The following is a 14,022-nucleotide window of genomic DNA, read 5'->3' as shown; positions in this document are numbered from 1 at the left end:
GCTAGTAACGCGCACGATCCGACGAAGCCGCTCAGGCTTCAGATCGGATTGACCACCATCATACCGGCCGCAGCTTCAATCGGGCTTTTCCATTTAATGCCCGTGACGCGGATTGCCAATTGCAGCGGTTCGCCTTGCCTGCCGGCTTAACAGCAAAGTCACGACTGCCGACACCAACAACGTTGCAGCAACCACGTAAAGGCCAGCAGCATATCCGCCGGTCACACTCTTCAACCAGCCGATCGCAAACGGGCCGACAAAACCGCCAAGATTGCCGACAGAATTGATCATTGCTATGCCAGCGGCTGCGCCTGCTCCCGACAGGAAAGAGCTTGGCATGGCCCACAACGGTGCTTTAGCCGAGCTGATACCGACATTCACTGCGACAAGTGCCAAAACCACCCACAATGCTGTGCTCGCCAGGCCGGCAAAGACAAGGCCTATGCATGCCAGTATGCAAGGAATCACGACGTGCCAGGTGCGCTCTGCGGTACGATCGGAATGCTTAGCCCACAGGATCATGGCGACCACGGCGACAACACTCGGCACACCGGTCAGTAAGCCGGTTTCCAAGGGAGTGAAGCCAAACTCACGAATAATCAGCGGCGCCCACAAGCCCAGCGTATAAAGGCCAGCGGAGGTGCCGAAATAGATGAGAGCGAGAGCCAGGACACGCGGATCTTTCAGTGCGCTAAAAGCGCCTGTGGTGTGCCCGGCATTAGTTTGCTTTGCATCGGCCTCAGCCTTCAGCTTGGCTATCAACCATTCACGTTCATCGGTCGCCAGCCATTCTGCTTTGGCAGGGATATCGGTCAGGTATTTCAATACGAAGAAGCCAAGAATCACAGCTGGGATTGCTTCAACGATATACAGAAACTGCCAATCTGCCAGGCCGAAAATAGTTGGCAATTGCATGATGGCGCCCGACAAGGGAGAACCGATCGCTACAGAAATCGGTGCAGCGGCCATGAACCAGGCTGCCGCGACTGCGCGTTGCTTCACCGGGAACCACAGGCTAAGATAAAGAATGATCCCGGGGAAGAAGCCAGCTTCTGCAACACCCAGCAAGAAACGTAATGCATAGAAGCTGTTCGGTCCGACAGCAAAGGCCGATAGCGCAGAGACGATACCCCATGTAACCATCACTCGTGCGATCCAGATACGCGCGCCGACACGATGAAGTATCAGATTGGACGGGACTTCAAATAAGAAGTAGCCGATGAAAAACAGGCCGCCACCCAAGCCAAATGCCGTGGGCGAGAGGCCGATGGCCTTATTCATCGTCATGGCAGCAAAGCCGACGTTGACACGGTCGAGGAAGCTGACAAAATAAAGCGCCATGACAAACGGAATAATGCGCCACATGAGCTTGCGGGAAACGCGTGATTCGAGATCAGATTTCATTGTCTCCTCCTTAGAGGTTATAGCATTACATTGTAAAAAAAATAAACAGTGCCGCCGAGGATACTACCGCTTATACCGGTTCTTTTTGGACCTCGGAACAAGTAGAATGCGAGGAATTTTCTTTTGCCGTTTTAATTCGGCCAATCAAAACCCGGCAAAACTTGACGTCTTGCGACGCAACCTGAGTTGATTTGTGTACTGCGCAGAATAGTGGCAGTGCCAGGCGCACCCAAACGTATACCAGCCGCAATCACCGCTGTCTGCCCAAAAATTCTACATCTTCCTCTCGGCCCATTCTGGCTGCGGCGACGCTACGTTGGCGCTGTCGCTTGGGATGATGGCATTCCGATCCAAACGGAAAGCGAAGGCTTGCTCAAGCTTCAGCGGACCGTTCGCAAACGCCCCGAGGTAAAGCTTGAAGCCTTTCAGTGGCCCGCTCCAGTTATCCTCGGTGGCTTTGTCCATTGCCACAGACGGCACACCGGCGCCAATAACAATCAAACGTTCACACGGAGGAGACGGCAAGAATTCTGGAACGCGCGCAGTTAGCTGCGCGATCACACTGGCTGCGCCAAACGCGTCTTTCCATAAGCGATTGATGCCCCTCACTAATCCGGCGTCGAGACTGCCGGAAAGCGCGTCGGAAGTGCTCATCTTGTGAGCCAAGTCGCAAGCCAGCCGCAAGTAGTCAAAGCAATACACATGATGTCTCCAGCTTTATTTTTTTTAAGGGGTAGCGAAACCTCGGCTCAGTGCAAACCAGATTGCTCCCCATATTTTTATATTTTCCGATGCTGACTTGCAGGGGAATTGATGGCTACGCAGCGGCTTTTTCTAGCGTAAGCGCGCCCTTTTCAATGAACGCACAAACAGCGGCAGTCACTTGTGCCGTTGTGGCATTGCCACCCAGATCGCGGGTATGCAATGTAGTGTCCGCGGTCACCGCTTCGACGGCCTGCATGACACGTTTTGCGGCGTCGTATTCACCCAGATGTTCGAGCATCATCACAAGCGACCAGAAAGTACCGACCGGGTTGGCCAAGCCCTGTCCCATGATGTCGAATGCCGAACCATGGATCGGTTCAAACATCGATGGATAGCGGCGCTCCGGATCGATATTGCCGGTTGGCGCAATACCCAGGCTGCCCGCCAGTGCCGCTGCCAGATCGCTCAGAATGTCTGCGTGAAGATTGGTAGCGACGATCGTGTCGAGCGTTGCGGGACGATTGACCATACGCGCCGTTGCAGCGTCGACCAGTTCTTTGTCCCAGCTCACATCAGGGAACTCTTTTGCAATTTGAACAGCGATTTCATCCCACATCACCATAGCGTGACGTTGCGCATTACTCTTGGTGACGACGGTCAGCAATTTGCGCGGGCGGGCTTGGGCCAGACGAAATGCGAAGCGCATGATGCGTTCCACACCGGCACGCGTCATTATCGAAACGTCGGTAGCTGCTTCGATCGGATGGCCTTGATGGACACGACCACCGACGCCGGAGTATTCGCCTTCGGAGTTTTCGCGGACGATTACCCAGTTCAGATCGTCTTGCTTGCAACGCTTCAGCGGTGCATCAATGCCTGGCAGGATTCGGGTCGGGCGCACGTTGGCGTATTGATCGAAACCCTGGCAAATTTTCAGGCGCAAACCCCATAAAGTGATGTGATCGGGAATATCCGGATCGCCTGCTGAACCAAACAGGATTGCGTCCTTGTCACGCAGCGCATCCAGGCCGTCGGCCGGCATCATCGCACCGGTCTTGCGATAGTAGTCACCACCCCAATCGAAATCTTGAAATTCGAATGCAAAAGTGTTGTTTGTTTTGGCCAGCGCTTCCAGAACCTGCTGACCCGCGGGGACGACTTCTTTGCCAATACCGTCACCTGGAATAGTTGCGATGCGATAAGTTTTCATGTCTCCTGCCTTTAAAAATGATGAATATGCCCGTACTTTACCTACGTTTTTTGGCAAAAACCGGTGCTAAACTTAAAGCATTCTTAACTATTATTTACAAATGAGACGCCATGAATGATACTGTTTTGCCATCAGATTTGGGATTTTTTTCAACCCTGGCAGCTTCTGGAAGCCTCAGCGCTACCGCCCGCGAGCTAGGCCTTACGGCTGCTGCGGTAAGCAAGCATTTGTCACAAATGGAGACCCGGGCTGGCGTACCGCTGGTGAATCGGACGACACGGCGCATGATGCTGACACCGGAGGGTGAGCTTTACCTAGAGCATGCGCGGAGAATTCTGGATCAAATCAACGAACTTTCGGAGTTGCTGGGCAGCGCCAAGAAGCGACCGGAAGGTCTGCTGCGGGTCAACGCAACACTTGGATTTGGGCGAAGCCATGTAGCGCCGGCGATCTCTCAATTTGTCGCCGCCTATCCGCAAGTCTCGGTACAACTACAACTTTCGGTCATGCCACCACCGCTCACTGACGACACTTTTGACGTCTGCATCCGATTCGGGGAACCGCCGGATACCCGCGTCGTCGCGCGACGTTTAGCACCCAATCGCCGCGTGTTATGCGCGACGCCTGCTTACCTGGCGCGACGTGGTACGCCAATCACTCCGCACGATCTGACGAAGCACAATTGCATCGGTATCAGGCAAGGAGATGAAGCGTATGGCGTATGGCGTCTGACGACGGGAAGTGGGACCGCCAGGAAGACCCAGACCGTGAAGATTCGCGGCAATCTGACCACCAACGATGGTGAAATCGCAGTGAAATGGGCACTCGATGACCATGGAATTTTGTTGCGTGCCGAATGGGATGTCAAACAATACCTGCAGGACGGCAAGCTGGTCCAGGTGCTGTCCAATTGTGATACGCCAAATGCAGATATTTTTGCAGTCTATTTACAGCGTCATCAGATGTCGAACCGCATTCGTACGTTCGTGGATTTTATTGCGCAAGAGCTGGCACCGGCGGCGGAATAAAAAAAATCTGTTAATTAGGAAACGATATTCTCATCCGCTTTTGCGGCATATACAGACCCTGCTCAACATACTTTGTAAAAATAAATGTTGCGTGGCTTCGCTGCCTGGCGCGCACGTGCCCGTAGCGTATTGACCTTTTCAAACTCTTCTCGGCTTATTTCGCTTGTGTATTTATTTACACGTTAATTTAACCATTTTTAGCATCCTTGAAAAAGAGTTTGAATAGCCTCTAAGCCGCCCTGCATGGGCTTCCGCACCAGAATGGTGATCTTTCAGATCGCTACGATCACTCCCGTGCACTGGTCTGGACACGTGACTTCGATCGCTTTTATTTAGCGTTCAATGGCCCAAAAAAACCACATGTGCGCATTAAAGAAAAAAAACTTGACTACCAAAAAAACACAAACTATTATTACTCAATCGTGTAATACACAATTGTGTAATTAAATTAGTATAAATGATATTTTTTTATATATTAATCAATCACCACGTCATCGTATCCGTAAGAAATCAGATGGAAAACCGCTAGAAACGTTATTGCCGCTGTCCTAAAAAATCTGTCGAGTTCGACGTCATTTTAGGCTGAAATAAAATTAAAAATATGTTCTAAGTCAGAGGCGCTTTTGCTGGACCTCTCTTATCCGATCGCATAAGAAAGTTACCTATGACTATGGCGTCCTACGACCCCGAAAACGAGTTCCAAAGAGCGACGCTGCGTAAGGTAATGTGGCGTGTTATTCCGCTGCTCACCCTTATGTATACCGCCGCGTATCTAGACCGAATCAACATCGGTACGGCAGCACTCACCATGAATAAGGATTTGGGTATAAGTCAAGCTGTCTTCGGCTTGGCGGCAAGCCTGTTTTTGTTGGGCTATTTTTTCCTTGAAATACCAAGTAATCTCGCATTCGTCAAATACGGGGCGCGTGTGTGGCTCACCCGAATAATGATTACCTGGGGGATTATTTCCTCCCTTACCGCATTTGTGCAGACACCAAATCAGCTCATTGCGGTAAGGATTGCGCTTGGCATCGCTGAGGCCGGATTTTTTCCTGGTCTCATTCTCTATCTGGCTTTGTGGTTTCCGAAGGAAGTTCGGGCACGTATGTTTTTCTTCACAACGTTGCCGCTTGCAGTGATACTTGGTGCCCCAGCTTCGACTGCAATCATTCAATACACTGACGGTTGGTTTGGCATGGCCGGATGGCGCATCATGTTTCTATTTGAAGGAGCGCTACCTATCCTTCTTGGCTGTTTTTCTGCACGCTATCTCACCTCACTTCCGGCTGATGCCACATGGTTGAATCCCGAACAAAAGGCTTGGCTGGCATCAATCGCCGAGGTATCGGGAGGTGTGAAGCATTCAGTGGGTGAAAGCCTTCGAATACTATTCAAAAATCGCAGCCTGCTGATTTACGCCCTTGCCTATGGTTTCCTTCAAATGGGGTTCTATGCACAACTCATTTTTACCCCTCAAATAATCTCGTCGTTCAGTCGAACGGTCGGTGTGACCCTTTCGGCTTCGCAGATAGGGTTGCTGACCTCAGTGCCGAGCATATTTGCAGCGCTTGTATCGTATTTCTGGGTGCGACATTCGGATAAAACGAATGAGCGCGTTTGGCACGCTGCTATCGGCGCTTTATTCGGTGCAGCGGGCATAGCAATTTGCCTGACTTCAAGCGGTGTTTTTGGCCTTATGGGTGGCTTGACCTTGCTTCAATCTGGTCTGCTTTGCGGTCTTATACCACTTTGGCAATTACCAACACGCGGACTGTCTTCAAGTGCTGCGGCGATCGCTATCGCGTCAGTCAATTCGGTCGGTATTCTCGGCTCATTCACAAGTCCAATCATTATCGGATGGTTGAAGGAACGAACCGGCTCGTATGACGCGGGCCTGGGTTTCATTGCTGTGATGCTTATTCTCGCAGCCGCACTAATCATTTTTGCTGGCGCGGTAATTGAGCGAAAAACGTATGCTCGGCAACGCGTTACAGCCAGGTAAATATTCTCTCCCTCCCATAAAGGACTTACAAAATGATTCACTTTGACCATGTATGTTTGGCGGCACAAAACGTTTATGAAGCGACCTTTCGACTCAGTCGGGAGACCGGACTGGGCAATTATGATGGCGGATTTTTTCCACTATATGGACTTGGTCATAAAGTAGTCCCACTCTCAGATGACATATACATCGAGATTGAGAGCATCGTCGATCATACGATCCTAAAGAAGGAGAATTCGACCGCCCAATTCTTTGAGCAACAAACCATGGATGGAGATTGCTTTATCGGATGGTGCCTGCGAGCAGACACCATGGAGGAAATGGAAATGTTTGCTGCCCACCACAATACCATCGTGGATGCAAACCTGACCGGAAAAGAGGCCGGCCGACAAATGATGAACGGTAGCCGGGGCTTTTCACTGCAAACCCCCAGTGCAATGACCGCATGGCCAATGGGGAAACCCAACCTTTACTTCAAACCGGGCTCACCTCCTCCTCCTCACGTAGCCAGTTTGCCTGTGGAGCCTGGGACAGGAAGCGCAAAGGGCCAAGGGCTGCTCTGGATTGAAATTGGCGAAACGGAGTCCGCCTTCGCGGAATGGCTGGGCGACGTTGTTCGACCATCACAGTTTCCTTTTGAAATTCGTTACAACGGAAAGTCTGCTGGCCTATATGCACTTGGCGTCAAAACTACCGAGGGAATAAAAGAAATCCGAAGGGCGCCAGTAAAGCTTTAATACCGACGTTGAGTCATTACAAGAGTCTACATACATAGGTGCAAATCGCCGTAGTGCGTCCATCCGGGACAAAATACGGCGACCTCAAAATGGTTACTAGGGGAAATCAAATGAAAAAATCAATCATTGCACTGGCGATACTCGGAACAATCGGAGGTTCAGCACAAGCGCAAAGCGCGGTCACCATCTACGGGATTCTTGATACTGGTATCGCTTATGAAAACAAAGCCGCGACTCCTGCTGGCTCTGCATCAAAAACAGGCAGCAAATTGCAATTAAGTGCGGGCAGCGTGACAGGCCCGCGTATCGGCTTTAAAGGCTCAGAGGATCTAGGCGGCGGATTGAGAGCTATATTTCAACTGGAAGCCGGTTTCGCCGTCGACACCGGTGCACTGACTTTACAAGACCGCACTGGTACCCAGTTGTTCCGTCGTCAATCGTTAGTCGGCTTGGCCGGGGACTTCGGTACCGTTAAATTAGGTCGCCAAACTGATTTTATGTTTGACACATGCCGGTGGAATGCGTGCGGTAGTTTCGGTGCTCTGGTTGGAAGTGTAGGCCACTATATGAACCGTACCGAAGGTGCTCTCACCATCAATTCGATCCGTTACGATACAGTGAACCTGGCTGGTTTCACTGCCAGCGCCATTTATGGTTTCGGCGAAACGGCAGGTAGTAACTCTTCCGGCCAGTCGCTCGGCCTCGGCGGTCAATATGTTAACGGTCCACTCGCCTTATACACTGCTTACTACCAATCGAAACTCGGTGGCACAACCGCAGCAAACGTCGCAACCGGAACCCCTAGCGATACTACCATTGAAGGAAGCGGTGGAATATTCGCTCCTGCGTTCGTAGGCAAACCGGGCCAGATAGCATTGAAGGTATACAGTCTTGGCGCTAGCTACGAAGTTAGTTCAGCAGTACGCGTGTACGGTTATTTCTCAAGCTCCGGGCAACCGTTGGCAAGCGCTTCAACTACCAATGTCGTTAGCGGTCTGAGCAACAGGAAGGCTAACCTTTACGAACTCGGCGTGAATTACTTTCTGACTCCTACTTTGCGCCTGCAGGCAAGCGTTATACATAACCGACTTAATTTCGCAGGTGTCTCCAGTATCGGCACCTTGAACGAGTTCAATCTGGGTGCCGACTATTTCCTGTCGAAACGGACAGATGTGTATGCCGTTGTGCAGAACATACGTGCTTCAAACACTAACAATCCCGGCATTTTTGATGGAACCGGTTCTGCCGGTAACCAAACAGCAATCACTACTGGTGTCCGTCACACGTTTTAATTTTGGTTGAACAGGCCCGTCGCTGTATGGGTGATCATATGATAAGACAGCGTGCGGGCGCTCGAAAATCTTCTTATCAGAAATCTTCGCGAGCAGCTAACCCAGTGTTATTAAATCGGGTACGCAAGAAATTGGGCCAGATCGCGACGGGCCAACTGCAGTTTTCAAAGGCTATTTTTTAGTGATGGGTGTTAATGTCCTCAAGTTTTTTTCATTTCAGGGGAAATACGCGACATCCATTCTGAGTATTGAAAGAACCTTTTTTAGGTAAAAGGAGAAAATGAACTTGACGGTTCTGTCTTGACTGCTTAAATTGCTCACTTGTGTAACGCATGGGCCAACGAAATGAAAAAAGACGATATCAATCAAGCTCCAGTGTTGAAATTCATCAAGCAAGATCGAAAAAAAGACATCTTGCTGAGTGCGGAGAAGTTATTCGCGATGCGAAGCTATGATGGCGTGTCTATCCGTGATATTGCGGATGACGCCGGGGTTCCATCCAGATTGGTCGGCTACTATTTTGATAAAAAAGACAATTTGTTCGAAGCCATTTTCGAGCATCGGAAACCCAATATCGACGAACGCCTGAATCTTTTAAAGGAAGCAAAGGCGCATATCGATGCGCCGGATGCGCTCGAAAAGATCGTGCATGCGTGGTGCGCGCCAGTAGTGCAAATGCGAGCACACCCCGACGGGGAAAATTTTCTGATTTTGGTGGCCAGGACAGTGTGGGAACAATCAGAAATTGCTGTGCGTGTCATCCAACGCTATTACGATCCTCTTGCGAGAGACTTTATCGATGCACTGCAAGTGCTATTCCCTGATCGTGACGAATCATCGCTTTACTGGGCCTATGAGTGGGCTTTGGGGGCGCTCTTAATGCACATTGCAGACAAGCGTGTCGAGAGACTGTCGAAAGGCGTCTGTAAGGCGGGTGGGGTTGATAGGGGGCCGGACCTGGTTGCCTTTATTTGCGGTGGTATACGCGCTATGCCAGCGCAACCCAAAAAGAAATCTGCCAAATCGGGCGTTGCCTCGCGCGTGGCCGTCAACCCGCGTCAGGTCAGTAAGAAGAAAACTTCGTGAAAGCATCCACTGTTATGTTTTAGCTGTTAACTGCGACATGGTGTTGATGTCAGCACATATGCCAGGATCGTCTACGATTATTGACTATCAAGGATGTTCCTTCAGTTGGGGCGCTACCTGACTCGCATGGCATCCATGCGACCAGGTGCCGCTCATACCGCTTAGGCCAGCAGACCAAACAATCTCGCGGCGTTACCTCCCAGAATCGCCTTTTGTTCTGCTTCGTCCAGGCCGGGAACAGCCATCACATAGGGACTTACGTCGTAATGACCCATATCGAAGGGGTAGTCGGTGCCGATGACTATGCGTTCCAGTCCAACCTTATCGATCAGATAACGTAATGCTGCAGGTTCATAAACGAGCGAGTCATAATGAATGCGTCTGAGATAGTCGGAAGGCGAATATTTCATGCCCTGCGCTTCGGGCCGTACCTTGTAACCGTGGTCGAAGCGCCCAGCGTAAAAAGGCAAAAATCCGCCGCCGTGCGCCGCGAGTAGCTTCAGGTCAGGATATCGGTCCATCACGCCGCTGAACATCAGCAAAGCCAGGGCGGTTGCTGTTTCAACCGGTTGCCCGATCATATTGGATAGGTAAAAGTGTCCAATACGCTGCCCTAACGAACAACCCAGCGGATGGAGGAACACCACCGCTCCGAGGCGTTCCGCTGCGGCCCAAAAGCATTCGAACGCCGGATCGGACAATTCGAGGCCATTGACCTGGGTGGATATCTCGACACCTTTCAAGCCGAGCACGCGCATCGCGTATTCGAGCTGCGCTACCGCAAGCTCTGGATATTGCAAGGACACGGTACCGAGTCCGGCAAATCGTTCCGGATGAAGTCGGCAGAGATTCGCCACCGTCTCGTTTTGCATGCGAACGATCTTTTCTGCCAGCGATGGAGCCGCCCAATAGTAGTACTGGGTTGGTGAAGGACTCAGAATCTGCACATCGACACCCATGCTGTCCATATCTTTTAAGCGCACTTCCGGCAACGTCATCTTCGGCTCCAGTTCGCGGAACATGCGTTGGTTGTATTCCGTAGATGGCCTTCCCTGGCCCTCCAGCAATGCCATGGCTGCCGCCTGCTTCTCGACCGACGCTTCGATATCCAATATGAGTTCCACCTGTGGCACCATCACGTGGCAATGCACGTCGATCGTAGGGGACTTGCCGCGACCAGCAGCAAGGATGGTTTCGGGGGCTGAATGTTGATGCCGTCCCGGCTGCGCGCGCGCAGGCGTGCCGGACGATGCTTGATGCCCGGCATGTGAATGAGACGCCACCATGCAGGCGCAGGTACGCATTTGATGCATTCCAGACTCTCCTTTTATACCAGGGGCAGCACGTTTTTTAGAGCTGCCCATTGCAAAATCTCGCCTTCGCCCGCGGGGAACTCGAGAGACTTGATAAATCCACAATCGTTTAGGGCCTGTTCTATTTGCGTGATTGCCAAAGACATGGGCAATCCTAACGTAGCAATGAGTGTTACACAAGTGTATATTACACATATGTATAATAAAAATGGATTTTGATTGAGTCAAGTTTTTGTATTTCGCAGGCAAAGCGGGACAAGTGTTCTGAGAATTGAAAGTATTTCATTTTAGAGAAAAGAAAAAAAATGAACTTGACGGTTCAATTTGTATGGCGTAACTTACACAGTTGTGTAGTATTTGGGTTGGAGCAATGAAGAAAGTCAGTATCAATCAAGCTCTGGTGTCGAAATTTTTCAAGCAGGATCGAAAAAAGACCATCTGGCTAAGCATGGAGAAATTGTTCGCGATGCGAAGTTACGATGGCGTTTCTATCCTTGATATTGCGAATGACAGCGGGGTTCAATCCAGATTGGCCGGCCATTCTTTCGCCAAAAAGGACGGTTTATTCGAGACAACTTTGGCGCATCGAAAGCCCAATATCGACGCGCTTCTGAATCTTCTAATAGAGGCAAAGGACTAAATAAGTGTCCCGGATATGCTCGAAAAAATCGTGCCTGCCCGGTGAGACATCTAGTGTAAATCCGATCACATCGGGACGGAGAATGTTTATTTTAATGGCTAGGATATGCGGAAACACGCAGAAATTGCAGTGTGTCCAATGCAACGCTACAACGACATTATTGCCAAGGATTTTATCGCAACACCGCAAGTGCTATTCCCGGAACGGGACGAGTTATCGCTGTACATGGCCGATGATCAGGCTTGGGTGCGCTCTTAATGGACATTACAGACAAGCGCGTCGAGAGATTAACGAAAGTTGCCTGCGGACCCGGCGCGGGCAATGGGGCCGAAACTTAATTGCCTTTGTCTACGGAGGTATACACGCTAAGCAAGGGTGTTAATAAAGAAATCTATCTAATTTTGCAATTTCTCTAGCGTGCCACAAATACGCATCAGTGAAGTAAGGAAGCGGCATTTCCACCATTATATGTTTTGAATATTCGAGATAGGTCATAACAATGAAAAAAGTGATAATCACGTGTGCGGTAACTGGTTCGGTCCACACACCGTCAATGTCCCGGTATCTGCCCTACAAGCCGAAAGATATTGCCGAGCAGGCTATCGCGGCTGCCGAAGCCGGTGCAGCTATTCTGCACTTGCATGCCAGGGATCCAAACGACGGTCGGCCAACTGCAGATCCCGAAGTCTTCCTGCAGTTTCTACCTGAAATAAAGCAGGCCACAAATGCGATCATCAATATCACGACTGGTGGCAGTACGAAGATGACGGTTGACGAACGTATAGCAGCCGCGTTGCGGTTGAAGCCGGAAATGGCTTCGTTGAACATGGGCACAATGAATTTCTCATTTCACCCGCTTGCGAATAAATTTGATTGGAAACACGATTGGGAAAAGCCTTATGTCGAAGCTTCGGAAGAGGGCATTTTTCGCAATACCTTTAAGGACATCCGCCGGATCTTGCTCGAGGTAGGCGAAGGGTGTGCCACGAGATTTGAGTTCGAGTGCTATGACGTATCGCATCTCTACAATCTCGCCTATTTTGTCGACGCAGGCCTGATCAAAGCACCGTTTTTAATTCAAACCGTTTTCGGCATCATGGGTGGTATTGGTGCTGATCCGGAGAACGTCGCTTTTATGCGCCAAACGGCGAATCGCTTGTTTGGCCGTGACTATCACTGGTCAGTCCTAGGCGCAGGACGCAGCCAAATGTCTTTGCTCACCTATGGCGCGATCATGGGCGGCAACGTGCGGGTCGGCCTTGAGGACAGTCTTTTCCTCGGTCGCGGAAAACTCGCGGTATCCAATGCCGAACAGGTACTTAAAATTCGCCGAATTCTCGAAGAGTTGTCCTATGAGATCGCGACACCCGACGAGGCGCGGGAAATGCTGCAGTTGAAAGGAAGTGAGAACGTCGCATTTTAGCCAGCAAAAACGATAGAGCCAGAGGACAGGCGACAAGATATGAAGCGACTACCGATGGCCACGCCAGATATTCCGGTCGTCGTCCGCGAGATGGTCATTGCGCACTATTGAACATCCCGCTTCATTTGAAAAACACTTTAGTAATTGGACCACTATGACGCGCAAACTGATTGATATTTCTGTATTTTTGGAAAACGATGTTATATCGGATCCACCGGGCTACGGTCCCCATATCGAGTATTTGACCCACAAAGGCACGGCTAAAGATATCGCTAAATTCTTTCCTGGTCTAAAACCAGAGGATCTTCCTCAGGAGGAAGGTTGGGCTATTGAATGGATAAATCTGATGACGCATAACGGTACCCACCTTGATGCACCGTATCACTTTCATTCGACAATGAATCGCGGCGAGCGAGCGATTACGATTGACGAGGTCCAGCTCGACTGGTGCTTGCAATCAGGAATCAAACTTGATTTCAGGCACTTTCCTGATGGATATCTGGTCACCGCAAGAGACGTCGAGGCAGAATTGAGCCGCATCGCTCATACCCTGCAACCGCTCGATATCGTTCTCGTGAATACCCGCGCCGGCTTAGCCTATGGCGACCCGGATTACACCTCAGCCGGATGTGGCATGGGGCGCGAGGCAACACTTTATTTGCTCGAGCGTGGAGTGCGTCTGACAGGAACGGACGCGTGGAGTTGGGACGCCCCGTTCGTTCATACGCAAACCAAGTATGCGGAAACGCAAGATGCAAGTCTGATCTGGGAGGGGCATAAAGCGGGGCGCGAAATAGGTTATTGCCACCTTGAGAAATTGCACAACCTTGAGAGCCTTCCCTCAAAGGGTTTTACCGTGTCCTGCTTTCCCGTAAAGATAAGAGGCGCCTCTGCAGGATGGACCCGTGCCGTGGCAATTCTTGATGAAAAGCCTTTAACGGAAGGAGATCAAATGCCGCAATCGGTATAAAATTTTCACAGAGTATTCTGCTTTTTATCCTCGTACTTTATGCGCTCAGCGCTCTGGCGTAGGCAAAATTTTGGTCGGATCCACGGACGTCCCGGACTTCAATTGCCACCATTTTTGGAGTCTGGCAAAAATGTCCTATATCGCCGCAGAGAACACGGGCACAACATAACTCGGCCTGGTTAAACACCGAGCCCACTAATTGAAAGATTACG

The 14,022-nt window shown here is 50.6% G+C and carries 12 protein-coding genes; 8 read left to right on the top strand and 4 right to left on the bottom strand.

The features are described 5' to 3' along the window. Nucleotides 1-93: 93 nt before the first annotated feature. From RGU75_RS16050 to RGU75_RS16040, 3 genes are all read right to left on the bottom strand, one after another. A complete protein-coding gene (locus RGU75_RS16050) occupies nt 94-1,404 on the bottom strand; it encodes an MFS transporter (protein ID WP_322237650.1) in 1,311 nt (436 codons plus the stop codon). 273 nt (nt 1,405-1,677) lie between these two features. Next, entirely contained in the window at nt 1,678-2,058 is a 381-nt protein-coding gene (locus RGU75_RS16045; protein WP_322237647.1) for a hypothetical protein, read from the bottom strand. A gap of 163 nt (nt 2,059-2,221) precedes the next feature. Next, nucleotides 2,222-3,319 carry a tartrate dehydrogenase gene (locus tag RGU75_RS16040; protein ID WP_322237646.1) on the bottom strand — a complete coding sequence of 366 codons (1,098 nt, stop codon included), beginning with the start codon at nt 3,317-3,319 and terminating at the stop codon, nt 2,222-2,224. A gap of 110 nt (nt 3,320-3,429) precedes the next feature. On the opposite strand from RGU75_RS16040, the gene RGU75_RS16035 reads away from it, so the two are divergent. From RGU75_RS16035 to RGU75_RS16015, 5 genes are all read left to right on the top strand, one after another. After that, nucleotides 3,430-4,347: a LysR family transcriptional regulator gene (locus RGU75_RS16035; protein ID WP_322237643.1), complete on the top strand. Its 918-nt coding sequence runs from the start codon at nt 3,430-3,432 to the stop codon at nt 4,345-4,347. Nucleotides 4,348-5,011: 664 nt separating this feature from the next. Beyond that, entirely contained in the window at nt 5,012-6,349 is a 1,338-nt protein-coding gene (locus RGU75_RS16030) for an MFS transporter (RefSeq protein WP_322237639.1), read from the top strand. Nucleotides 6,350-6,381: 32 nt separating this feature from the next. Further along, a complete protein-coding gene (locus RGU75_RS16025) occupies nt 6,382-7,086 on the top strand; it encodes a VOC family protein (protein ID WP_322237636.1) in 705 nt (234 codons plus the stop codon). A gap of 110 nt (nt 7,087-7,196) precedes the next feature. Further along, on the top strand, nt 7,197-8,378 hold the full coding sequence (locus RGU75_RS16020) for a porin (protein WP_322237634.1): 1,182 nt from the start codon (nt 7,197-7,199) through the stop codon (nt 8,376-8,378). A gap of 345 nt (nt 8,379-8,723) precedes the next feature. Further along, nucleotides 8,724-9,464, top strand: a complete 741-nt coding sequence (locus RGU75_RS16015) for a TetR/AcrR family transcriptional regulator (RefSeq protein ID WP_322237632.1) — start codon at nt 8,724-8,726, stop codon at nt 9,462-9,464. Between the two features lie 161 nt (nt 9,465-9,625). Here RGU75_RS16015 and RGU75_RS16010 read toward each other — a convergent pair whose 3' ends face one another. Next, the gene (locus RGU75_RS16010) at nt 9,626-10,777 is read right to left on the bottom strand and encodes an amidohydrolase family protein (protein ID WP_322237629.1); all 1,152 of its coding nucleotides are present in this window, start codon (nt 10,775-10,777) and stop codon (nt 9,626-9,628) included. Nucleotides 10,778-11,522: 745 nt separating this feature from the next. Here RGU75_RS16010 and RGU75_RS16005 point away from each other — a divergent pair. The 3 genes from RGU75_RS16005 (at nt 11,523) to RGU75_RS15995 (ending at nt 13,810) form a co-directional block, all read left to right on the top strand. Further along, the gene (locus tag RGU75_RS16005) at nt 11,523-11,675 is read left to right on the top strand and encodes a hypothetical protein (protein WP_322237626.1); all 153 of its coding nucleotides are present in this window, start codon (nt 11,523-11,525) and stop codon (nt 11,673-11,675) included. 241 nt (nt 11,676-11,916) lie between these two features. Further along, nucleotides 11,917-12,840, top strand: coding sequence for a 3-keto-5-aminohexanoate cleavage protein (locus RGU75_RS16000; RefSeq protein WP_322237623.1), 924 nt, complete (start codon nt 11,917-11,919; stop codon nt 12,838-12,840). Between the two features lie 154 nt (nt 12,841-12,994). Next, nucleotides 12,995-13,810, top strand: coding sequence for a cyclase family protein (locus RGU75_RS15995; protein WP_322237621.1), 816 nt, complete (start codon nt 12,995-12,997; stop codon nt 13,808-13,810). Nucleotides 13,811-14,022: the final 212 nt, after the last annotated feature.

Origin of the sequence: Glaciimonas sp. CA11.2, from assembly GCF_034314045.1 — a bacterium.
Classification (GTDB): Bacteria; Pseudomonadota; Gammaproteobacteria; order Burkholderiales; family Burkholderiaceae_D; genus Glaciimonas.
The sequence above is the reverse complement of the archived record's forward strand: the minus strand, read 5'-3'. Positions and strand labels throughout refer to the sequence as shown.